The sequence below is a fragment of the Anaerococcus sp. mt242 genome, from assembly GCF_016798225.1.
Classification (GTDB): domain Bacteria; phylum Bacillota; class Clostridia; order Tissierellales; family Peptoniphilaceae; genus Anaerococcus.
Genome location: NZ_JAEUYX010000008.1, coordinates 14,299 through 39,121, shown reverse-complemented (window position 1 = coordinate 39,121; position 24,823 = coordinate 14,299). Strand labels below are relative to the sequence as shown.

The window sequence follows — 24,823 nt, the reverse complement described above, 5'->3', positions numbered from 1 at the left end:
AATAAAAAAATGAAGTCAATAAATAATATTGATAAATGCACATCCTATACATTTATATTATCAAAAAGTAGTTTTTTAAATACGCTCCCCCACAAGTTCATCCTTAATTATATCAGTAATTTTAACATCAATAATTGAATTTGCCGGGATGTCCTCTTTAACATTTACTTTTAAATAATTTGTAGAGTATCCTCCGCTATAACCCTCCAGGTCTGATTTAGATTCTACTAAAACTGATAAAACATTTCCTATTTGTTTTTCTAAAAATTCTTTACGGTTAGTTTCTTCAATATTTTCTAAATCATGGAGTCTATCCTTTTTGCTTGTGCCATCTATTTGGTCTGCCATTTTTGCAGCACGTGTACCTTCTCTTGGTGAGAATTTAAATAAATGGGTTTTTGAAAACTTAATTTCATTTACAAAACCCATAGTTTGCTTGTGATTTCCTTCAGTTTCTCCAGGGAAACCTACTATGATATCTGTAGTTATCCCGGCATTTGGGAAAACTTGTCTAATCTCTTTTACTTTTTCTTTATATAAAGCTCTATCATATTTTCTGTTCATTGCTTTTAGAACATCATCTGATCCGGATTGCAATGATAAGTGAAAATGATCACAAGCCTTGCCTGTTGCTTTCATTCTTTCTAAAAATTCTATAGAAATATACCTTGGTTCCATAGATGAAAGTCGTATTCTTTCTATTCCATCTACTTTTGCTACAGCTTCAATAACATCTATTAGGCTAGATCCGTCCTCAAAGTCTTTACCATAGCTTGAGACATGTATACCTGTTAAAACTATTTCTTTGAAGTTATTTTTAGCTAGTCTTTTAGTTTCTTCAACAATTGATGAGATGTCACGACTTACAATATTGCCTCTTGCATAAGGAATTAAGCAATAGGAGCAATACATATTACAGCCATCTTGGATTTTTAGATAGGCTCTTGTCATTTCTGTTTGATTAGAAATTTGTAGCTCTTCAAAAGTTTTACTTTCACTTGGAGAGATGATTTTATCAATTGCACCCTTATTTTGTAAGACATCTTCGCAAAGTTCTACAACATTTTCTTTATTACGAGAACCTAGGACAATGTCCACTCCCTCAATTGATGCAACCTCCTCAGGCTTTACTTGAGAATAGCAACCCATAACAGCAACTACTGCTTCTGGATTGTCACGGCGTGCTCGAGATATCATTTGTCTACTTTTTCTATCACTCATATTTGTTACTGTACAGGTATTTATTACGTAAATATCAGCATTATCAGCTGCTTTTTCGTATCCCTTTTTCAGGAATAATTCTTCTACAGCTTCAGATTCGTATTGATTGACCTTACAGCCTAGAGTGATTATGTTAAATGTATTTGCCATTAGTCAAATAAGTCCTTTAATTTTGCAAAAAAGCCTTTTTCATGAGCCTTTACTTCTTCCCCTAAAGTATTAGCATAGGCTTCAAGGGCTTCTTTCTGTTCATTGTTTAAATTAGTTGGTGTTACAACTTGAACATAGAAGTATAGATCTCCAGTTCTTTTTGTCCTACCATCGGTAATTCCTTCTTTTTTAAGATTAAATCTTGTACCAGATTGAGTTCCTGCTGGTATTTCAAACTTTCTAGTTTGGTGTAGGGTTGGAATTTCTATTTCTCCCCCTAAGGCTGCTGTTGGGAAAGATATTGGTATATCGTAATAAATATCTAAGCCATCACGTTTAAATATTTCATGATCCTCTACATCAATAATTACATATAAGTCTCCATTTGGACCGCCATTTTCTCCAACACTACCTTTATTTGAGATGCGCATTACATTATTTTTTTCAACCCCTGAAGGGATATCAACTTTTATGCGTTCAGATTTTACAATTGTTCCTTGCCCGTGGCATACCTTACATGGATCATCTATAATTTCACCAGTTCCACCACATTTATCACAAGTTACAGTTCTGCTCATTCTACCAAAAGGTGTTTGAGCAACATCATTTACAATTCCTGCTCCGTTACATTTATCACAAGTATGGACTGAACTTTCATCACGAGCTCCAGTTCCATTACAAGTATCGCATTCTACTTCGCGTCTTACTTGAACTTCTTTGCTTACTCCAAAAGCAGCTTCTGCAAATGTAAGTTTAACTATTTGTTGAATATCAGCACCTTTTGTAGGTCTTTTTGTAGACCCTCCACCAGTACCGTAAAATAAATCGCCAAATAGATCACCGAAAAGATCTCCAAAACCCCCGGAGAATCCGCCATATCCACCAGCTCCTCCATTTTCAAAGGCAGCTGCACCGTATCTGTCGTATTGGGCTCTTTTTTCACTATCTGATAATATTTCATAGCTCAAAGTTGCTTCTTTAAACTTTTGTTCTGCTTCTTGATCCCCAGGATTTAAATCGGGGTGATATTTTTTAGCAAGTTTTCTGTATTCTCTTTTTATTTCTTGGTCGCTAGCATCACGACTAACGCCAAGTACCTCATATGGATCTTGCATTTTTCCTCCATTTACACTTAAAAAAAGCTATTTCACAATGAAATAGCTTTTATTTTATTTAGATTATTATACTTATTTTGTTTAAGTTTGCTATTATAAATCAAATTTATTCTTCATCATCATCGATAACTTCGTAGTCAGCATCTACTACATCATCATCAGCAGCATTTCCTGCTTCTGCACCTTCTGCTCCCGCAGCTTTGTACATTTGTTCACTCATTGAATAAATTTTTTCTTGAAGAGCTTCTGTTTGAGATTTGATTTCTTCTGTGTTATTTGAAGCGATCGCATCTTCTAATTTTTTGATTTCTGCTTCGATTTCATCTTTTTGAGCACCTTCAATACCAGATTCTTCTAGAGTTTTTCTTGATTGGTAAACTAAACTTTCTGCATTATTTTTTGCATCTATATCATCTTTTTTCTTTTTATCTTCTTCAGCAAATTGTTCAGCTTCTTTTACTTTTTTATCGATTTCTTCTTCTGTTAGGTTAGAAGATGATGTGATTGTAATTTTTTGTTCTTTTCCTGAACCTTGGTCTTTTGCAGTTACATTTACTATACCATTTGCATCAATGTCAAATGTTACTTCGATTTGTGGTACACCACGTCTTGCTGCAGGGATTCCTGTTAGTTGGAAACGTCCAAGTGTAGTATTATCTGCTGCCATTTCACGTTCACCTTGTACAACGTGGATATCTACTTCAGTTTGACCATCTGCTGCTGTTGTAAAGACTTGTGATTTTTTAGTTGGAATTGTAGTATTTCTTTCGATAAGTTTTGTTGCAACTCCACCTAATGTTTCGATTCCTAGTGATAATGGTGTAACGTCTAATAGTAATAAATCTTTAACTTCACCAGTTAGTACTCCACCTTGGATAGCTGCACCAAGCGCTACTGATTCATCTGGGTTGATATCTCTTTGTGGTTCTTTACCAACTAAGTTTTTAACTAAGTCTTGTACAGCAGGAATTCTTGTAGATCCACCTACTAATAGTACTTTGTCAATGTCAGAAGATTTTAGTCCTGCATCTGATAATGCATCTTCTACTGGTTTTCTTGTTTCTTCAACAAGATCTTTTGTAAGTTCATCAAATTTAGCTCTACTAATAGAAATATCTAAGTGAACTGGTTGTCCATCTACTGCTGTAATAAATGGTAGGTTTACATTAGTTGTCATTGTTGATGAAAGTTCTTTTTTAGCTTTTTCAGCTGCATCTTTTAGTCTTTGCATAGCTGTAAGATCTTTTGTAAGGTCTACGCCATTTTCTTTTCTAAATTCGCTTGCTAAATAATCTACTAATTTATTATCAAAGTCATCCCCACCTAGTTTGTTGTTACCGCGTGTTGAAAGCACTTCAAATACTCCATCACCAACTTCTAGGATTGATACGTCAAATGTACCACCACCTAGGTCGTATACCATGATTTTTGATTGGTCATCTTCTTTATCTAGACCATATGCAAGAGATGCTGCAGTTGGTTCGTTGATAATTCTATCTACTGTAAGCCCTGCAATTTTTCCTGCGTCTTTTGTTGCTTGTCTTTGAGCATCAGTAAAGTATGCAGGTACTGTAATTACTGCATTTGTTACAGTATCATTCAAATATTTTTCAGCATCTGATTTTAATTTTTGAAGAATCATTGCAGAGATTTCTTCTGGTGAATATTTTTTGCCATCAATTTCTGCTGTTTTATAGTCAGAACCCATTTCTCTTTTAATAGATGAGATTGTTCTGTCTGGGTTTGTGATTGCTTGTCTTTTAGCTGTTTCACCAACTAATCTTTCACCATCTTTTGAGAATGCAACTACTGATGGTGTTGTTCTGTTTCCTTCACTATTTGGGATGATTACTGGAGAACCACCTTCCATTACAGCTACTGCTGAGTTTGTTGTACCTAAGTCAATTCCTATAATTTTTGCCATATTAATAGCCTCCTATTTTGCTACCTTAACCATTGCAGGTCTTATAACTTTATTGTTTAATTTATAACCTTTTTGAAATGTTTCTATGATGTGATCACTTTCAACCTCATCAGAATCTTCTGCTAAAACCGCTTGGTGAACATTTGGATCAAATAATTCGCCATCAGATGGGATTTCTTCTAAACCTTCGTTTTTGAGAATATTTAGCATTTCATCGCGAGTCATTACAATTCCCTTTACAAGTCCATTTTCAGGATCTTGGTCTTTAAGGGCCCTATCAAAGTTATCTAATACCGGTAAAAGTTTTTCTACCAAGTTATTTACTGCAAATTTTTTGAAATCTGCCTTGCTAGCTTCTTCTCTTTGCTTATAATTTGTAAAATCAGCTAATAGTCTTTGATATTTGTCTTTAAACTCGTTAAAATCTTCTTCGATTTTCGTATCGTTTATTTCATCTTCATTTTCTTCATCTATAAGTTCATAATTATCATCGATAATCTCGCCATCGATTACTTCATCTTCTTCGATAATTTCTTCATCAGCAAACTGGTCTTCATTCAGCTTGTCATCATTTATTTTTTTATCATCCATCCTTAAACTCCTTTAGTTATTAAGTAGAGTAGATATCATCATGATATCGGATATTACATCAACATAATTAATTCTTGTAAGCCCGATGATGCCGATATGGCCTACAATATCATCATTTATTTTAAAAGATGATGTTATAACTGTATTTTCCTTTAGCTCATCAAGCTCATTTTCATAACCGATTGAAATATCCAATTTATCATATATGCTGTTACCCAAAAAACTATTTAATTTTTCTTTACTATCTAATAACTTAATAAAATCACGTGCCTTTGATAAATCGTCGTATTCTTTAAAATTGAAAATATTGCCTAGGCCCTCAATTTGAATCTCTTTATTGAGACTTTTAAAGGATTGACCTTTAAGTCTTTTTTCAATAATTTCAAGCAATGATTTGTAATCATTTAGCAAAGTTGTTTCAAGTAATCTTATATTATCATAAAGCTCATTGATATCCGTTCCTACCATAGTTTTTTTAAGAACGTTATTGATAAATAAAAGCTGCTCAGAGTTGATTTCATAGTTAAGATATATACTATCTTTTATAATCATTCCATTATCAAAAACTGCTAATAAAAGTAATTGCCTATCTGATAATTTTATTAGCTCCATATTTACCAAAGTTTTTATTTCGTTTTTAAGTGTCATGGATACTGCTGTAAGATTTGTTATTTCAGCAAGCATCCTAGTTGCAGTCTCAACAATGTCTTCTGCATTGTGATATCTTTTATCAAGTAAGTTTATAATCGTATTACTTTGCTTTGCCCTAGATATATCCTCCATTTCATTTTCAAGAATATAATCTACAAACATTCTGTAACCCCTATCAGAAGGAAGTCTTCCGCTTGAAGAGTGGGCTTTTTCAATTAAACCCATTTTTTCAAGAGAACTCATTTCGTTTCTGATGGTTGCGGGAGATACATTTAAGTTGTAAGTATCAGCAAGGCTTTTTGAACCTATTGGTTCACCATCTGTGATGTAAGAGTCTATGATAGAGAATAATATTTTTAGCTTTCTATCATCCAAAATTTTCTCCTTTAGCACTCTTTGGTATCGACTGCTAGCATTAATATACTATCTAAAAACACCCTGTCAAGATTATATAATTAATCTTAAAAATTCATTAGATAAATTCATTCCATTTTGGCTAAATTTGAAATTTTGATCTATAATAAAAAAGTCTTGATTATCAAATTTTTTTATTTCTTTTTTATACTTAATAAGAAAATCTTCTCCAAACTTATTTTTAAATTCTTCAAGATTAATCCCTGCTGTTTCTCTGAGCTTAAAAATTATATATTCTTTTTCTCTATCTTCCTTGGAGATGAAACTTTTATCTTCAATCGGAAGTTTACCTTGACCAATCATTTGGTCATAGTGAACAAAATTTCTTGTATTTGTATATCTAACATTTGATATATATCCTGATCCACTCATACCAAAGGCAATATAACCATTCCCCTCCCAATATTTTTTATTATGATAGGACTCATAGCCCTCTTTAGCAAAATTAGATATTTCATATCGCTTAAGTCCAATATCCGAAAGCTCATTTATGATATTATCAAAAATTTTAACCTCTGTATCATCTTCCATCAAATCTAATTTTCCTTTTTTATCAAGGGCATAAAATCTTGATCCTTCCTCTAATATAAGTGAATACCATGATATATGCTCAGGCGATATTTTTTTTACCATTTCTATATCATTCTTAACTGACTTATAATCTTGTTTTGGTAAGTTTAGCATCAAATCAAAGCTAAGATTATCAAAGCCTAGCTTTCTGATTAAATCTATGTCATTTAGTGCAATCTCAGCCGTATGATTTCTCCCAATTGCTTTTAAAACTTTATTATCAAATGATTGCACACCCAATGATATTCGATTGATTCCTAAGTCTTTGTACAAAAGTAATTTGTCTTTTGAAATAGAATTTGGGTTGCATTCGATAGTAAATTCTTTTATCTTATCTATTTTAAATCTTTGTATTGCTTTTATGATTTGTTCTATATATTTTCCATCTATATATGAAGGCGTTCCACCACCTATGTATATTGAGTCAATCTCACAACACAATCTATCTTGATATAGTTTTATCTCTTTTAGTAAATTATTTATGTAATTATCTATCCTATGTTCAACATTCATGTATGCACAAAAATCGCAATAATAGCATTTTTTTTGGCAAAAAGGAATATGGATATAGCAACCAACTTTTTGCATCTTTTCTCCTTATTACTAAATAATAAAAAAGATGGCTGATGCCATCCTTTTTAAATTATCATATTATAATTTGCTAGTGTTTCAAACACTATATCTCTTTTTTCAAGATCTTTATCAATTATGATTTGCTCATTTGCTATGCCATTTTCTCTTAATGTATACAAAGAATCTAGAACAAATATTTCACTTCCTACCACATAAAAGTAAGCATCTGATTTTTCTTTTGCAATCTCAACTAATTTATCTAAGTACTCATTTCTAGATTCTAGCCAATATTTAATAAAGCATGAACCATCCACACATTCAAAGTCCTTTTCGTATAAATGATTATCTTTCTTGTTTACATTTATACTAATTAATTCTGGTATGTTAGAATTATCTATTTCAAATTTTTTTATAAGCGGTCTCATGGTTGACATGGCAAGTCCTTGGGAAAGTAAAACTATTGGCTTATCCTCACGGCGTAATGCCATATGAGATTTTATTTTAAAAATAGTAACCTCATCTCCCACATTAAGATTTGAAAGAGCTTTTTTAAAAACTGATTTTCTAATAGGAATCTTTGTTGTAAATCTAATATTTCCCTCGTTTGTCAAAGTGTTTATACTTAGATGGTGGACTAACTTTTTGTTTATTTCACTACCTGTATCATATCCTGGTAAAGCCAAGTGGAAACTAGAACCTTCATCCCACATTAATTCGTCTGGCTTTTCTAAAGTATAGGTAAAAACATTTTTGTATTCTTCTTTTATATCTAAAATCTTTACTTGATATTTATCCATAATAACTCCTTAATGATAACTATTATCACTAGTATTACTATACTGTTTAGAAATTAATCTTCATCTGGCACTTTTAAATTTCTCTTACCAATGTTTAATGTATCACCTATATAATCAAAAAATAATTTATAATCATATATCCAATTATCAATAATTCCAGACCTATATATACCCACAATAAATATCAAAATAACTGGGAAAAATACAGCACCACTAATTCCAAATAATCTAAGACCTGCATAAAGAGAAATTACTGACAAGATTGGATGAATATTGGCCGATGATCCTATAACTTTTGGTGATATTACTTGTCGTAGTCCAGTCCAGATAAATAAAACTATTAGTAATCCTACTCCCTTATAAGTATTATTAAATACAAAAAGTTCTACAACAGACCAAGGTAACATTAATATAATAGGCCCAATCATTGGCAGCAAATCTAGAAATCCAAGTAATAAGGCAACTGGTATAAAATATTGCTGGCCTAAAATTTTAAGTGCTATAGCCATAATAACTGCACATAAAAGTGCCAATTTTAACTGCGACTTAATATAATTCCATGTAGAATTTTTAAATACACTTCTAATCAAACTAAAATTTTTCTTAGTTCTTTCTGAAAATTTTGAGTGATATTTTAAGGTAACAAGTTCCATATCTCCAAGTATTATATAAAAGGCAACTATAAATGTAATGGCAAAAAATATAATATCGTTTGATGTATTTATAAAGGCAGTAGTAAAACCAAGTGTAATATTTACAGCGTTTTTTTGTAAATTTCCTAAGAATTGATAAAGAGCATCAAGACCAGATCTAATGGCATTAGATACAAAATCTGGCAATAAATTAATTTGTGAGTTAACTGAATTTATCCATTCATTTGTGGATGATACAATCTTATCCCAATTCCCAATTATATTTCCTATCAGTCCACTTACTTGATTTACAATAAATTGAGTAAACCAAATTAGTAAAAATAAAATTACTATCAAAAGTATAGTTCCGACTATATATGAAATTATGGTATGCTTTATTGGCAATAGATCATCTATTCTTTTTATAAGTGGTGTAAGTAGCGCTACCAATGCTAAGGCCAAAATTATAGGCATCATTGCATCAAATAAAGGTGGCGCTAAAAATATTAAAAATAAAATTGATAAAATTATTATTCCAGTTCGCAAAAATATGCGTTCGTATAGATTTTTGGATTCCATATTATTCCCCTTATGCTTTTATGTTATTATATCACGCCTTGGGGTAAAAAATAAATAAACAATAAAGGAGGAATTATGATAGATCATATAAGTTTACAAGTTTCTGATATAGGAAAATCTAAAGATTTTTATGAAGAAGTTCTTGCTGAAATTGGCTTAATCAAGAAAGTTGATTATGAAGATGCGGTTGGATTTGGTAAGGAAGATTCTGATTTTGCAAATGAATTATGGCTTGTTGAAGGAAAACCAAATAACTTTCATCTAGCCTTTAGAGTTGATAGTGAAGAAGAAGTAAATAACTTTTATAATAAGGCCTTAGAGTTGGGAGCAAAAGATAATGGTGCACCGGGCATAAGAGAACATTATGCTCCAAATTATTACGCTGCATTTTTTCATGATCTAGAAGGAAATAATATTGAAGCAGTATTCTACAAATAAAAAAGCGATCTAGTTTTTTACTAGGTCGCTTTTAGTTTGATTGTTCATCATCATATTTTAATACAGCAAGGAATGCATCTTGTGGTACTTCAACACTTCCTAACTGACGCATACGTTTCTTACCTTCTTTTTGTTTTTCAAGAAGCTTTTTCTTCCTTGATATATCCCCACCGTAACATTTTGCGATAACGTCTTTCCTAAGTGCTCTAACAGTTTCACGAGCTATTACTTTACCACCAATTGCCGCTTGGATAGGTACTGCAAATTGTTGGCGTGGGATTTCATCTTTAAGTTTTTCAACTATACCACGGCCTCTAGCATAAGCACTATCTCTATGAACTATTATAGACAGTGCATCCACTACTTGGTCATTAATAAGAATTTCAAGTTTTACTAGATTACTTGGAGCATATCCTATTACCTCATAATCAAGTGAAGCATAACCGCGTGTTCTAGATTTCAAACTATCGAAGAAATTATAAATAACCTCATTTAGTGGCAGTTTATATTTTATGGAAACGCGGGTTTCATCAATATAGGTCATATCAATTAACTCACCGCGGCGATTTTGAGCTAGGCTCATTATTTGACCAATATAGTCGTTTGGGGCAATAATTTCTGCTCTAGTCATTGGTTCTTCAATATAATCAATTGTTGCAGGATCAGGGAAGTCATTTGGATTTTGAATTTCAATTTCTTCAGCTGCATCTTTTAGCTTTACCTTATAAATTACAGATGGTGCTGTGGCTATAATATTTAAATCATATTCACGTTCTAGCCTTTGAGTTATGATATCCATGTGAAGAAGGCCTAAGAATCCAGAACGAAGACCTACTCCTAGAGCTTGGGAGTTTTCTTGTTCAAATACTAAAGCTGCATCATTTACTTGAAGTTTTTCCAAAGCATCACGGAGCTTATCAAAACTTTCTCCCTCAGCTGGATATATACCAGAATAAACCATTGGTAAAACCTCTTTATAACCTGAAAGGGGAGCATCTGTGGGTTGTTGGGCATTGGTAATAGTATCACCAACTCTAGCATCTTTTACTTCTTTTATACTAGCTTCAATAAACCCTACATCTCCAGAACGTAATTCTTTTGTTTCGATGCGATTTTTCATGGTATAACCTACAGTATTTACTTCGTAAGTTTTACCTGTGTTCATCATTTTTATATGATCACCTGGTTTTACGACCCCTTGAAAAACACGCACATAACAGATTACTCCACGATAAGCATCATAGTATGAATCAAAAATAAGTGCTTTTAGTGGTTTGTTATCGTGATCTTCAGGAGCCGGGATATTAGCTACTATATCTTCTAAGACATCTTCTATATTTAATCCGGTTTTTGCTGAAACTAGTGGTATGCCTTCAGTTTCTAGACCAATTTGATTTTCAATTTCTTTTTTTACTTCATCAACTCTAGCTGATGGAAGGTCTATTTTATTTAAAACCGGTAGGATTTCTAAGTCTTGTTCAAGAGCTAAATAGGTATTTGCAAGGGTTTGTGCTTCCACACCTTGACTAGCATCTACAACTAATATTGCTCCCTCACACGCCTTAAGTGATCTTGAAACCTCATAATTAAAATCAACGTGGCCTGGTGTATCAATCAGGTTTAGGTCATAAATTTTGCCATCATTAGCCTTATAATGAATTTTTATTGATTTTAATTTAATTGTAATCCCACGTTCACGCTCTAGCTCCATGTCATCCAGCATTTGGTTTTGCATCTCCCTTTCAGACAAGTGTTCAGATTTTTCAATCAATCTATCTGCAAGAGTACTTTTACCATGATCTATGTGGGCAATTATAGAAAAATTTCTTATATTGTCTTTTCTTTGTGTCATCTAATTACTTTCTCCATATGGATTATTATCTATATTTCCCATATCACTAAATGGGTAAAATCTGAAAAATGCATGTCCAACTATTTCATCTTTTTCAACTGGACCATAGTTTCTTGAGTCATTACTTGCGCCTTCTGCTCTATTATCACCCATTACAAAATATTGGTTATCTAAAAGATACCATTCATAAGTATCACTTGTTTGTAAGGTGTAGTCAACAGAAGTATATGGTTCATTAAGCTCTTCGCCATTTAAATAAACTTTTTCATCTTTTAAAGTTACAGTATCACCAGGAACTCCAACTACTCTCTTTACATACAATTTATTATATGCATCTGGGGCTTTCAATATTACTATATCTCCTCTTTCATAATCATGGAAATGCTTACCAATTTTATTTACAAAAAGCATATCATCATGATGAAGAGTATTTAACATTGATTTTCCGTCAACTCTAGTGGCATCAAGAAATAGCCATTTAATTAAACCGGCTATAGCTAGGGCAATTACTATAGATTTTATCCATTCAATGATGCCATCTTCATCTTCTTTAACTGGTTTTTGATTAGCTTTAATAGTAGGACCTTTGCTTGCTTCAGGTTCTACTACTATCTTTTCTTTTTCATTAGTCATTTGCTTTACCTCTCATTCATTATTATATTATAATATAAAAGTTAAAAACTACCAATTATTTAAGGACTAATATAAATAAAACTTGTATGATTTAATTTTCTATGGTAAAATGTATCAGTCAAGCAAAAAAGACTAATGAAGAAAGAGGGTGAAATAATGGCAAATATTAAATCAGCTCAAAAAAGAATCGAAACAACAAAAAGAGATACTGAAAGAAATAAAGCTAAAAAATCAGAAATCAAAACATATATCAAAAAATTTGATCAAGCTTTAGAAGCTGGTAATGTTGATGAAGCTCGTGAAATCTTTAGACACGTAGATAAAAGAATGAAACAAGCTGAAGCAAAAAACATTATGCACAAAAATAAAGTAGCTAGAACATCTTCTAGATTACAAAAAGCAATGAATGAAGCACAAAATGCTTAATAAAAAAATGAGCAATAATCAGTAATGGATCCGCACATATGTCTACTGATAATTGCTCATTTTATTTTGCAGAAATTTCTCTTAGTAAAAGCAGTAATTCTAATTTCATATCAAAATCCACTGATTTTTGTCTATATTCCATATCAAATATCCTACTATGGATATTTAATAGTTCCGTTAGTGAAAAATTTCTACTGTAACCCTTTATTTTTTTTAATTCGTATGAACCTATTCCTAGATTTTTCATCATAAAAGTATCGTTGTAACCATTTAGATATAAAGATTTTACACCAATGAGATTTCTAATTTGTCTAATAATCATATGATATATCATAAATAAATCTTCATTCGCCTCAGCCATTTTTAAATAAGTATCAATTGTTTCTTTTGGATTTTTTGCACTCATTGCATCTGTTAGATTAAATATATTAATATTTAAAACTTCATCTAATTGGTCTAATACATCCTGTGATTTTACAATTTCTTCACTAGAATTTGCAATAATCTTATCTACAACATTTACTATTTCATAAAGGTCGATTTCACTGTCTTTATTGAGATATGAGAATCTATTTACTATTTCACTAACCAGTGACCTTTGGATTTTTTTGCCATTTCTCACAAATCTTTTTCCGATAAAAGATTCCAATTCTTTTTGATTTAACCTATTTATTTCAACAACTTCCCCATTTTTGACAACACTTTTATAAAACTTTCCTTTAAATGGAGGATTGTCTGAAAATATTAATAGAGTAGCAAAATCGGGAAATTCTTTAAAGTCATTAGCTAATATATTTAGACTACTTTCATACTCTTTTATTGTGTTTTTAGATAAGTCTATATTTCTCCAAATAACAAATTTTTTATCTTCCATAACAGGATATGTTTCGTAGGAAGTTTTTATAGTCTCTACATCCTTGCTACCCTTAATTTCAACAAGGTTAAAATCTGGAATATTTACTTTATTTCGTACTTCTTCCATGATTGTATCATTTAAGAACTCTTCTTTAGAATCAAATAAATAAACTCCACTAGTCTTATCATCGATTAAATTGCTCATAAATTCTTTAAAATTCATTTAAAAAAACCTCCTTTCAGGTATTTTTCAATTTTAACTTCATCATCAAAATATATTTTGACCATCCCATCTGTTTGGGTATTAAATATTTTTACTCCATCTAAATTATTAATTACCTCAGAACTTGGGTGACCATAACGATTATTACGTCCGGCAGATATTAACGCAGCCTTTGGTTTTACTTTTTCTACAAATTCTTTTGATGTAGAAGTTTTCGATCCGTGATGGGAAACTTTTAATATATCAGCTTTTTCATCTATACTATCTTCGTATTCTTTTGGCAAATCTCCCAAAGATATTATTTTTGTACCTTTTATATTTATCAACAAGCCTATGGATTCTGCATTTTCTTCCCCAAACTCACCATCAAATATACAGCTTATATATCCATTTTTTAGATTAATTACATCATCTTTTTTTATAATTTCAGGATTATATTTTACTAATGAGTTAATATTATTTTTGCTTGTAAGAATATGTTCTACATTAAAATTGTCATTTAAAATATCAATATTGCCGCTATGGTCACTATCTTCGTGGGAAATCAAAACAGCTTTTATATTCTTTACACCTATTGACTTTAGATAAGGAACTAAAATCTTTTCACCACTATCATAATCATCATATTTAGGGCCACCTACGTCAATCAGATAATAATCTCCCCTATCATTTATTAAAAATGCATCTCCTTGACCTATATCAATCATAGAAAAACTAGTTTCAGGATTTATTTTCTCAAATCCAAGACTAAGTATTACAAAAAGTAAATTTATCAGATAAAATTTCTTCATCAATTCTTTATTGGATTTTCTAATATAAATACTTACTAAAATTAAACAATAAAGATAAACTGAAATTAAAATACTTTGGTGGATAAATTCAATATTAAAAAAAGAGAAACTATTAAGCAAAAAAGTTAGATTTAATATAGAATTTATCAGATAATCTAGAATTATAAATATTGGCATTAATATAAATCTAATTAAAGGATAAAATACTATAATTACCAAAATCAAGTACATGGATATTGTAAAAATAGGTAATATCAGAAAATTTGCCAACATACTTATCAAATTTATTTTTCCATAATAAAATGCTCCAAATGGCAAGACACACGCTTGTATGGAAGCAGTAAATCCTATGCTATCAGATATTAAATTGTTCTTTAGATATTTTTTAAGCTTAGGATATATCAAATATACACCACTTGTAGCTACAAAAGATAAAACAAATCCCGCATTTAAAAGTGCAAATGGATTAGATAATAATATCAAAAATGCAGCAACCAACAAAGATTTAATCTTATCTTCAGGTTCTTGCAGCAAGAAGGCTAAAAATCCTATAAAATTAATTATCAGAACTCTGATAACCGAAAACGGAAACCCTATCATTGATCCATATAATGCACAAACCAAAAGTCCAAATAAATATGCATGTTTATAGTTAAGTTTTAATTTTTTAAAGCTATATAATATAAATCCTAGTAGCAGGTCTATATGTAAACCAGATACAGCCAAAATATGTGCTAGTCCCAGATCTTTCACATCTTCATTTTGAATTAGATTTTCTCCCAAAATTACAGATATTACAAAATCAGAAGATTTTTTGCTCAAATTACTTTCAAAAAGATTATGGATATACATATAAAAATTTTTTCTTAGTTTTAGAAAAAAGGATGAGCTTTTTGCACTTTTCCTAATATTTTGTATTTCTATATTACTTGTTATGCCTTTAGATATCAGATAATTTCTGTAATTAAAAAGATTTGGATTAGTATTTTTGTTTGGTATACTGATTTGACCATCTATTAAATATATATCTCCTATATCAAAATCATAGTCGGAGAAGACTACGGATTTTTCAGATATATCCTTGCCTTTGGCCTTTACGAAGTATCTGTAACTATCATTGACAGCCCTTTTTTCTAGTATGGTAATTTCTAAAGTTTTATCTGTATAATTACTAAGATTATATTGATTAAATTTATATAAACTTAAACTAAAACCTATGGCAAAGGCTATTGGAAAGATTAATAGTTTTTTATCTATAATAGAAATTAGCAAGCCTGCAATAATACACAAAAGTAAAATATATATAGGATTAAGCATCTCAAAACTAATAAATAATCCTATACCTGATATAAAACCTATTAAAGCGATAAAAATTTTCTTTCTCATAGCCCAACCTCGGGTATATTATATCATATGATTAACCATAAGTTTTAATTAAAGAAAGGCAAAGTATGCAGAAAATTTATTTAAAATATCCAGAAATTACAGAATTAAAAGCAAATATAGTTTCAAGACGCGTTCAAGATGATAACACACAAATAATACTTGATCGCACCATTTTTATGCCAAAATCATATGGATTTTTAAAAGATTATGGAAATATATCAGATTTAGAGATCATATCTGTTGAGGAAAAACGAGATAATATAATACATACTGTCAAGGGACGTCCTAAAAAATCAGAAGTCATATTAAAACTAAATCCAGAAAATCGCATTAAAAATTTAGCTTATAATACTGCATTTATAATTTTTAAGATAGTATTTACAAGTTTTTACCAAGCTAAAGATTTAAAATTAACTATAGATGAAGAAAGGTCAGTAATAAAAATTACAGATTTCTTTGATGTATTTGATAAATTATTAATCGAAAATCAAATTAATTTTATAATTGAAAAAGCTTTAAAAATTGAAAATCATCAAGGAATAACAAATATCCCCCCATTAGGAGAGGTAATTAACAATGAGATTTGCTATGAAAATTCTTCAAAAGTTCGTGGTTTTAAAATAGTTGACACTGAAAGCTTTGGAAATGATTTAGAGATTGAATTTATTGCTGGTAGAGATATTATATAAGAGTTTTAAATTATTGATGGCAACAAGCCATCTTTTTTATGTCAATTTCCATATATTTTACATATATATAATACAATGAGAAAACTATATGAAAAAAGGCGATTAGATTATCTAATCGCCTTTAAAATCATAATTTATTCACTATCCATTCAATACCCATTGCCCATCCCATAGAATATAAAAAAATGGAAGGCGGCTTACACAAAAGAATAATTGTAGCATATTTTTTAAAACTCATATCAGAAAGTCCTGTTAAATAGCATAAAAAATCATCAGGCGCTACTGGTAGTAATATTGCCCATGCAAAGAATTTTTCATAAGTTTTATCTTTTATTTTGTGTTTGTATTTGTCAAAAGTTTCTTGACCAAAGAAATTTAAAATTATTGATTTTCCAAAAGTTCTAGATATAAAAAATACTAGCATAGAACCAATACAAATTGATATGTAATTATAGATAAAGCCCCAAAATGGACCAAAAATTACAACCCCAAAGATGGTTGTTAATCCACCCGGTATGATTGGGACAACTATTTGTGTAATTTGTACAAATATAAAAATAATATTTGCCCAAGCTCCATAGGAAAGAATAAAATCTCTAAAACTATCTATGGAGTTGAACAGTCCTTTTTTATAGCCTATAAAACCGAGTAAAGTTAATATTAGTAGTACTATTACTGCTATTATATTGTAAATATTTTTTTTAAGAAATTCTTTCATATCGCCTTCTCAAACTGTATCATTATTATAATACAATAGTACATGATATTTTGTAAGTTGTCAAGTAGTAATTCAATTTTAATAAATTTTTTATAAAATAATTTTATATTTATTATCTCTAATTATAATACCCATCATGTTTTAATTAATAGATTAAAAAATATGGTGTATCACGTATAATGATACACCATTCAAATTAAATTACAAGTTATTTTTTTCTTTTGAACTTAATTTTATAATACCATTTTTATAAAATATATAAGCTAATAATACAGACAATAGCATTATTATTACCATGGCAAATCCTTGTTTTTTATCTAGATTCATAATAAAAATATTAACAATGAAAACTAGAAGTAAGTCTATAACGCCTATTAAGTATTTATTCTTTGCTTCAAATGATCCTGCAGAGTTATTTAACAATATTCCCACAAGCATTGATCCAAATAACGCTGGCATAATATAACTAGTTGCAGTTTTTACTACCGGTGAGGTAAGTATTGGATTTAATGGAACTAGAAGTATAAGCCCTATTAAAATAATAATCATTGTTGTCATCCCAGAAACACAAACCGCAATCATACCGATTACGTCCGCTTCCTCTGTTCCAGGATCTTGATCAACTGATGATAAGGCTGTAAGATAAGCTGGAAATTTAATATTTGTTACATTCCCCATAATAGAGTTGATATATGCGGAATTGCCGGTAATTGGTATCATAGAAAGTTGTTCAGCAAGGGCAACTGGTATATACATGGCTAAAAGTGGTCCTGCTGCTCCCATTACTGAATCAAAACTTGGCCAAATATTGTAAGCCGTGCAAATAATTGATGGAATTATAAACATTATTAGTATACAAACTATAGTTGCAATTCTACCTAATTTGTAAGTTTTATCCATATATGAAATATTTTTATTCATTATAGTACTCCTTCAAAAAATACACCCGCTACCATGCCAATAATGAGTGCAAAACTCATAATAAAATCTGATAACCAGCCTATCTTATACTTTTTAGAAATCTGTCCTAAAATAAGTGTTACTAGAATAGATGTAATTGCAACTGCTGCGTGTGTTTTAGATTTTAAAAACTCAATAGGGAAAAATACAGTAACCATACCAAAAGTTAGTACCGATAAAGCTAACTCTCTAAATGGTGATGATTTTGTACCAATTCCAGATACTTTTTTGTGGTATTTTTCTAAGAAAAAAATGTTAAAAATCATTCCACCAAGAATAGCAATAGTCATAGTAAACATTATTGTTCCTATAGCATTAACATCAGTAGAACCTTGATAAGCAGAAAGATCTGCATAACCAAGACCTTTTACAGCTAAATCCGCTGCAGTAAGCTCATATGGAAGCGATCCTACAACTGAAAGTCTAAACCATGGCCATGGTATACCTAAAAGCGGTGTCAAAGTTATAAGACCAATTATTACCGCTATAGACGGCACAATAGAAAAAACTAAAGAACTTTTTATAGTTGCCTTCACTTTTTCATCAGCAATGCCTAATTCTTTTGCTCGCTTTTTTGCTCTAACAAAAAACATTATACATATTAAAAATATAATTAATAAACCAAGGGCTACCAATATGTATAATAATTTGCTGTTTAAGATATCAAATATATTCATAAAACCTCCTTAAAATATAAATACTTTATACCCTAAAACTGCAATTATTACATTTAAAAAAACCTAACAATATATGCTAGGCTTTTATTTATTAATCTATATAGTTTTTAGTAATTTCTATTAACCTTTTTGTTTGATGTTTGATAGCTGGTTTTATTTCATTACTGATTTCATAATTTTCAGGTGATTGAGTTGCTGAAACACCATAAGGATTTCCACCTTGAGCGAATATTGAATCATCTGTATATCCAGTAGGCACTATTATTGCTCCCCAGTGCATTGCAGATGTATAAATTGCACGAATAGTATGTTCTTGGCCACCATTTGGATTTTGTGAAGATGCAAAAGCTGTTACAAATTTATTTACAAGTTTACCTTCGCTCCATACTCCTCCAAGTGAATCGAAAAAGTCTTTCATTTGACTTGAAACGTTACCAAATCTAGTTGGTGTTGAAAATATGATTGCATCTGCCCATACCAAATCTTCTGGAGTTGCAACTTCTAAATCCTCTGTTGCTTTAATTGTCTGATCCCATAGAGAGTCTGGCTCAACCTTTGATGTATCTCTAAGTTCTTTAACTTTTAATAATCTAACTTCTGCCCCATTTTTTTCTGCTTCCTCTTTGGCAATGCTTGCCATTTTATAATTACCTCCTGTTTGGGAGTAAAAAATTATAGCTAATTTTACTTTGTTCATAGATATATCCTTTCTGACTTTATTATTATAAAGCTTACTTATAATATACCCATATTTATTATTTTTATTTACAAGCTAAATTTTTTATAAAAAAAGTAGGACAATAGTCCTACTAAATTTTTAAGCAACTACGATATTTAAAATCTTACCTGGTACGTAAATCACTTTTCTTATTTCTTTATTTTCTAAATGATTTGAAATATTACTATCAGCTTTTGCAGCTGCAATTGCATCATCCTCGGTAGCATCCATAGCCATAAGCACTTTGCCACGCATCTTACCATTTATTTGAACTGGCATTTCAAATTCGTCTAATACTAATTTTTTCTCATCATAACTTGGCCAATTAGCTTCATTTAATTTTCCTTCGAAGCCAGCTAGTTCCCATAACTCCTCAGTTAAGTGAGGTGCAACTGGATTTAATAGGATGATATAAGTTTTAAAATCAGCTTTGCTTATTTTGCCAAGTGATCTCATATCATTTGAAAGTGACATAAGACTTGCTATGGCTGTATTAAATTTAAGATTTTCGTAATCTTCAGATACTTTTTTGATAGTTTGGTGAATAGCTACTTCTATATCTTTGCTATAATCATCTCCATCTTCTACCATTTCTAGCATATTGTAAACACGTTCTAGGTATTTTCTACATCCACGTACACCTTCATCTGACCAAATCGCAGTTGATCCAAAATCCCCTATAAACATTTCATAAGTTCTTAAAGTATCTGCACCGTAATCACGGATTATGTCATCTGGATTTACAACATTACCACGTGATTTGCTCATTTTCTGGTGGTCTTCACCTAAAATCATGCCATGACTAGTTCTTTTTTGATATGGTTCTTTGGTTGGTACTACTCCTAAATCATATAGGAATTTATGCCAGAATCTTGAATAAAGTAAGTGAAGGGTTGTATGTTCCATCCCCCCATTATACCAATCTACTGGACTATAATAATCTAGTGCTTCCTTGCTTGCAATAGCTTCATTATTATGTGGATCCATGTATCTTAAATAATACCAAGAGCTTCCTGCCCATTGAGGCATGGTATCTGTTTCTCTCTTTGCAGGTCCTCCACATACTGGACAAGTTGTGTTAACAAAATCATCAATTTCTGAAAGAGGTGATTCACCTGTAGCTGTTGGCTCATAGGTTTCTACTTCTGGTAAATTTATTGGAAGCTCGCTCTCATCTACTGGATTCCATCCGTGTTCTTCACAATAAATCATAGGTATTGGCTCTCCCCAATATCTTTGGCGGGAAAAGACCCAGTCACGTAATTTAAAGTTTGTTGTAGCTTCACCTAATTTATTTTCTTCTATATACTCTATTGCTTTTTGTTTTGCATCTGCTACATCAAGTCCATTTAAGAAGTCAGAATTTATAGCTCTTCCTTTGTTTATATCTGTTAAAGGTAGCTCAGCTTCCCCTTCTGTTTTATAAACTTGAACAATAGGCATATCAAATTTCTTAGCAAATTCGTAATCACGACTATCATGAGCAGGCACTGCCATTATTGCCCCTGTACCATAGGTCATTAAAACATAATCTGAAACCCAAATTGGAATTTCTTTGCCTGATAATGGGTTTGTAGCAGTAATACCATCAAGCATAACCCCAGTTTTATCTTTATTTAATTCAGCTCTTTCAAAATCAGATTTTTTACGAGCCTCTTCTTGATAAGTTAAAACATCACTGAAATTTAAAATATTTTCTTTAAATTCCTCTAACATTGGGTGTTCTGGCGAAATTACCATATATGATACACCAAATATAGTGTCTGGTCTTGTTGTATAAACTGTGAGTTTATAATCAAAGTCTTTTAAGGCAAAATCAACATTTGCTCCCTTTGATCTACCAATCCAGTTTATTTGTTGGGCTTTTATTCTATCTTCATAATCTACATCATCAAGGTCGTCAATAAGTCTATCAGCGTATTCAGTGATTTTTAGCATCCATTGATTTTTCATCTTATGAACAACTTCTGTACCACATCTTTCGCATTTGCCATCTACAACTTCTTCGTTAGCAAGACCTACTTGACAAGATGGACACCAGTTAACGCTCATTTCATTTTTATAAGCTAGACCATGTTTATATAATTGGATAAAAATCCATTGGCTCCATTTATAGTAGTCTGGGTTGGTTGTATTTATTTCTCTATCCCAGTCAAATGAAAAACCAATTGATTTTAATTGGGCTTTAAAGTTTGCTATATTATTTTCAGTTACCTTTGCTGGATGTATCTTATTTTTTATAGCGTAATTTTCTGTTGGTAAACCAAAGGCATCCCACCCCATTGGATAAAGAACATTGTATCCTTCTAGTCTTCTTTTTCTAGAAACTACATCAAGAGCTGTATAAGGTCTTGGATGACCAACGTGTAATCCTTGACCTGATGGATAAGGAAATTCAACAAGTCCGTAGAATTTTTCCTTATCATGGTCTATTTCGCTATGAAAAGTTTTATCTTCATCCCAAATTTTTTGCCATTTTTTCTCAATGGCATTGGGATTATATTCTGGAATATTAGAATAATTTTCTGTCATCATATCTCCTAGTTTTGGCTTGAAAGTGCGTTTACATATCGTGGATAAGAAATTACGTCACGGATATTTTTCATACCTGTAACATACATAACTGCTCTTTCAAATCCTAATCCAAATCCTGAATGTACTACTGTACCAAATCTTCTTAAATCTAAGTAATTTTGATAATCTTCTTCTTTAAGTCCATTTTCTTCAAAAGATTTTAGAAGTTCATCGATATTTTCTTCCCTTTGAGAGCCACCTATTAGCTCTCCTACTCCAGGTACTAGCATATCAAAAGCAGCTACTGTTTTACCATCAGTATTTCTTTTCATGTAGAAAGCCTTAATATCTTTTGGATAATCAGTTACAAATACTGGACCATTTACAATAACTTCTGATAAGTATCTTTCGTGTTCTGTTTGTAGATCCATGCCCCATTCAACTGGGAATTCGAAGTCTTGGCCACTTTCTTTTAGTTTTTCAATTGCCTCTGTATAAGTTACCCTAGCAAATTCTTTATTTCTTACTTGGTCAAGTCTTTCAAATAATTCTTCATCTATAAATCTATTGAAAAATTCCATTTCATCTTTGTTGTTTTCAAGTAGATAGTCGATTACATATTTAATCATATCTTCAGCAACATCCATTGCTTGATTATAATCTGCAAAAGCCATTTCAGGCTCTAGCATCCAGAACTCTGCAGCATGTCTTGGTGTATTTGATAATTCTGCTCTAAATGTTGGACCAAAAGTATATACATCTCCAAATGCAAGAGCATAATCTTCTGCCTCTAATTGACCAGATACTGTTAGATAAGATTTTTTACCAAAGAAGTCTTTGTTATAATCTACTTGATTTTTATCATTCATAGGAGCATCACTTGGGTCAATTGTTGTTATATTAAACATTTCTCCAGCACCTTCTGCATCTGATCCTGTTACAATTGGTGGGTTTACATATAAAAAACCACGTTCTTGGAAAAATTGGTGAAGGGCAAATGCTAGTGAGCTTCTTACTTTAAATACTGCTCTGTAAGTATTAGTTCTTGGACGAAGGTGAGGGATTGTTCTCATGTATTCTAGTGTTTGTCTTTGTTTTTGGATAGGGAATTTATCTGAAGATTCACCTAAAACTTTAACTTCATTTGCTTGAATTTCATATGGAGTTTTATTATTACCAGTGGCAACTAGTTTTCCACTTACTTCAAGGCTTGTTGATAAGAATTGATGAGAAAGCTCTTCATAGTTAGGAGCATCAGTCCCAATTACAATTTGTAAATTTTTGAAAGTACTACCATCATTTAGTTCGATAAATCCTACATTTTTTCCAAATCTAGAATTTCTAATCCAACCATTTACCACAACTTCCTTCTCTAAATATGAATCAACATCATTTAAAATTTCTCTAATCTTCATTAGTTCCATCCTTCCTTTTTTTAAGTTTTTCATTTAGTTCTTTTTCATGCCCAATATCTAAGGCTTGGTAAAATTTTTCATTCACAAAATCATCAGGCAGATAATCCTGATCTACATATCCGCCAAATGAATGTGGGTAGAGATACTTATCATGGATTAAATTTTTACTGCCAGAGTAATGGGCATCTTTTAGTTTATTTGGCACTTCTTTGTCACGATTTTCTTTTATAAATTGTATGGCTTTGTCAATAGCTAGATAAGTAGAATTGCTTTTGTCAGCTAAGCACAAATAGGTAACAGTCTGTGCCAAGATAATTCTTGCCTCTGGCATACCGACAGTATTTATGGCATCAAAAGTACTAGTAGCTAGTACCAAAGCAAATGGATCTGCATTTGAAATATCTTCTGATGCAAAAATAATCATACGACGGGCAATAAATTTTATATCCTCACCAGATTCAAGCATTTTTGCCAAATAATAAAGGGCAGCATCAGGATCTGATCCTCTCATAGATTTAATAAACGCTGAGATGGTATCATAGTGTCTGTCGCCCTTTTTATCATAGATTGCAATCTTTTTTTGAATAGAATTTTCGATTGTATCTTTGCCTATATTTATTTTACCATCTTTCTCATTTTCTGAAAATATAGCAATTTCTAAGGCATTTAAAAGAGCCCTACTATCTCCATTAGAATATTTAATCAAAATTTCCCTGGCGTCCTCATCTATATTTACATTTTTATTTTGTAAAATCGGATCTTTAGTAATTGCCATATCAATGAGCTTTTCCAGGTCATCTTTATTCAATGATTTTAATTCAAAAACATACATACGAGAAATAAGAGCCTTATTGACTTCAAAATATGGATTTTCTGTAGTAGCTCCTATAAGAATAATTGTTGAATCTTCGACAAAAGGTAATAAATAGTCTTGTTGAGATTTATTAAATCTATGTATCTCATCAATAAATAAAATAGTTTTTTTGTTTTCATATTTTAAATTATCTTTTGCAATTTCTATTTTCTTTTTTACATCTGCTATACCGCTTGTTACTGCAGACAGCTCCTCATAGGTCATGTGGGTAGTTTCAGAGATGATTTTTGCTAAGGTGGTTTTTCCTACACCAGGAGGTCCATAAAAAATCATTGAATAAATCCTATCAGCCTTTATCATACGGCTTATGATTTTTCCCTCCCCTACCAAGTGTTCTTGACCTATATAATTTTCAAGACTTTTGGGTCTTAATCTATCTGCCAAGGGTGCAGATTTTTCTAATTCTCTTTGTCTGTTTAACTCAAATAAATCCATTT

Annotated in this window: 22 protein-coding genes; 3 read left to right on the top strand and 19 right to left on the bottom strand. The window is 31.1% G+C overall.

Annotated elements, in window-relative coordinates:
* Positions 1-75: 75 nt before the first annotated feature.
* From mtaB to JNO63_RS04965, 8 genes are all read right to left on the bottom strand, one after another.
* Positions 76-1,371, bottom strand: coding sequence for a tRNA (N(6)-L-threonylcarbamoyladenosine(37)-C(2))-methylthiotransferase MtaB (gene mtaB, locus JNO63_RS05000; protein ID WP_203127402.1), 1,296 nt, complete (start codon positions 1,369-1,371; stop codon positions 76-78).
* Positions 1,371-2,486: a molecular chaperone DnaJ gene (gene dnaJ, locus JNO63_RS04995; RefSeq protein WP_203127401.1), complete on the bottom strand. Its 1,116-nt coding sequence runs from the start codon at positions 2,484-2,486 to the stop codon at positions 1,371-1,373. Before dnaJ ends, mtaB begins: the two co-directional genes overlap by 1 nt.
* A 106-nt stretch (positions 2,487-2,592) precedes the next feature.
* Positions 2,593-4,410, bottom strand: coding sequence for a molecular chaperone DnaK (dnaK, locus tag JNO63_RS04990; protein WP_203127400.1), 1,818 nt, complete (start codon positions 4,408-4,410; stop codon positions 2,593-2,595).
* A gap of 12 nt (positions 4,411-4,422) precedes the next feature.
* The gene (gene grpE, locus JNO63_RS04985; protein ID WP_203127399.1) at positions 4,423-5,001 is read right to left on the bottom strand and encodes a nucleotide exchange factor GrpE; all 579 of its coding nucleotides are present in this window, start codon (positions 4,999-5,001) and stop codon (positions 4,423-4,425) included.
* Between the two features lie 12 nt (positions 5,002-5,013).
* Positions 5,014-6,027 carry a heat-inducible transcriptional repressor HrcA gene (gene hrcA / locus JNO63_RS04980; RefSeq protein WP_203127398.1) on the bottom strand — a complete coding sequence of 338 codons (1,014 nt, stop codon included), beginning with the start codon at positions 6,025-6,027 and terminating at the stop codon, positions 5,014-5,016.
* Between the two features lie 72 nt (positions 6,028-6,099).
* On the bottom strand, positions 6,100-7,224 hold the full coding sequence (hemW, locus tag JNO63_RS04975; protein WP_203127397.1) for a radical SAM family heme chaperone HemW: 1,125 nt from the start codon (positions 7,222-7,224) through the stop codon (positions 6,100-6,102).
* A gap of 50 nt (positions 7,225-7,274) precedes the next feature.
* Positions 7,275-8,006, bottom strand: coding sequence for a hypothetical protein (locus JNO63_RS04970; protein WP_203127396.1), 732 nt, complete (start codon positions 8,004-8,006; stop codon positions 7,275-7,277).
* Positions 8,007-8,059: 53 nt separating this feature from the next.
* Complete coding sequence (locus tag JNO63_RS04965) at positions 8,060-9,217, bottom strand: AI-2E family transporter (protein WP_203127395.1); 1,158 nt, start codon at positions 9,215-9,217, stop codon at positions 8,060-8,062.
* 75 nt (positions 9,218-9,292) lie between these two features.
* On the opposite strand from JNO63_RS04965, the gene JNO63_RS04960 reads away from it, so the two are divergent.
* Positions 9,293-9,655: a VOC family protein gene (locus tag JNO63_RS04960; protein ID WP_203127394.1), complete on the top strand. Its 363-nt coding sequence runs from the start codon at positions 9,293-9,295 to the stop codon at positions 9,653-9,655.
* A 31-nt stretch (positions 9,656-9,686) separates the two neighbouring features.
* Here JNO63_RS04960 and lepA read toward each other — a convergent pair whose 3' ends face one another.
* A complete protein-coding gene (gene lepA, locus JNO63_RS04955; protein WP_203127393.1) occupies positions 9,687-11,507 on the bottom strand; it encodes a translation elongation factor 4 in 1,821 nt (606 codons plus the stop codon).
* The gene (gene lepB, locus JNO63_RS04950; RefSeq protein WP_203127392.1) at positions 11,508-12,140 is read right to left on the bottom strand and encodes a signal peptidase I; all 633 of its coding nucleotides are present in this window, start codon (positions 12,138-12,140) and stop codon (positions 11,508-11,510) included. It lies immediately after the preceding gene.
* 156 nt (positions 12,141-12,296) lie between these two features.
* Here lepB and rpsT point away from each other — a divergent pair, with 156 nt between their 5' ends.
* Positions 12,297-12,566, top strand: a complete 270-nt coding sequence (rpsT, locus tag JNO63_RS04945) for a 30S ribosomal protein S20 (RefSeq protein ID WP_203127391.1) — start codon at positions 12,297-12,299, stop codon at positions 12,564-12,566.
* 61 nt (positions 12,567-12,627) lie between these two features.
* Here rpsT and holA read toward each other — a convergent pair whose 3' ends face one another.
* Together holA and JNO63_RS04935 are read right to left on the bottom strand one after the other, a co-directional pair.
* Positions 12,628-13,644, bottom strand: coding sequence for a DNA polymerase III subunit delta (holA, locus tag JNO63_RS04940; protein WP_203127390.1), 1,017 nt, complete (start codon positions 13,642-13,644; stop codon positions 12,628-12,630).
* Complete coding sequence (locus tag JNO63_RS04935; RefSeq protein ID WP_203127389.1) at positions 13,641-15,821, bottom strand: DNA internalization-related competence protein ComEC/Rec2; 2,181 nt, start codon at positions 15,819-15,821, stop codon at positions 13,641-13,643. Before JNO63_RS04935 ends, holA begins: the two co-directional genes overlap by 4 nt.
* 65 nt (positions 15,822-15,886) lie before the next feature.
* Between JNO63_RS04935 and JNO63_RS04930 the strand changes: the two genes are divergently transcribed.
* Positions 15,887-16,510 (top strand): hypothetical protein, encoded by a 624-nt coding sequence (locus JNO63_RS04930; protein WP_203127388.1) that lies wholly within the window; start codon positions 15,887-15,889, stop codon positions 16,508-16,510.
* A 127-nt stretch (positions 16,511-16,637) separates the two neighbouring features.
* Here JNO63_RS04930 and JNO63_RS04925 read toward each other — a convergent pair whose 3' ends face one another.
* The 7 genes from JNO63_RS04925 to JNO63_RS04895 form a co-directional block, all read right to left on the bottom strand.
* Entirely contained in the window at positions 16,638-17,228 is a 591-nt protein-coding gene (locus tag JNO63_RS04925; RefSeq protein ID WP_203127387.1) for a TVP38/TMEM64 family protein, read from the bottom strand.
* A 201-nt stretch (positions 17,229-17,429) separates the two neighbouring features.
* Entirely contained in the window at positions 17,430-18,149 is a 720-nt protein-coding gene (locus JNO63_RS04920; RefSeq protein ID WP_203127386.1) for a hypothetical protein, read from the bottom strand.
* Positions 18,149-18,865 (bottom strand): DUF5058 family protein, encoded by a 717-nt coding sequence (locus JNO63_RS04915; protein WP_203127385.1) that lies wholly within the window; start codon positions 18,863-18,865, stop codon positions 18,149-18,151. Before JNO63_RS04915 ends, JNO63_RS04920 begins: the two co-directional genes overlap by 1 nt.
* 91 nt (positions 18,866-18,956) lie before the next feature.
* Positions 18,957-19,562: an NAD(P)H:quinone oxidoreductase gene (gene wrbA / locus JNO63_RS04910; RefSeq protein WP_203127384.1), complete on the bottom strand. Its 606-nt coding sequence runs from the start codon at positions 19,560-19,562 to the stop codon at positions 18,957-18,959.
* A gap of 120 nt (positions 19,563-19,682) precedes the next feature.
* On the bottom strand, positions 19,683-22,094 hold the full coding sequence (gene leuS, locus JNO63_RS04905; protein ID WP_295884026.1) for a leucine--tRNA ligase: 2,412 nt from the start codon (positions 22,092-22,094) through the stop codon (positions 19,683-19,685).
* Between the two features lie 29 nt (positions 22,095-22,123).
* Positions 22,124-23,512, bottom strand: coding sequence for an asparagine--tRNA ligase (gene asnS / locus JNO63_RS04900; RefSeq protein ID WP_274379862.1), 1,389 nt, complete (start codon positions 23,510-23,512; stop codon positions 22,124-22,126).
* Positions 23,502-24,821, bottom strand: coding sequence for a replication-associated recombination protein A (locus tag JNO63_RS04895; protein ID WP_203127382.1), 1,320 nt, complete (start codon positions 24,819-24,821; stop codon positions 23,502-23,504). Before JNO63_RS04895 ends, asnS begins: the two co-directional genes overlap by 11 nt.
* Positions 24,822-24,823: the final 2 nt, after the last annotated feature.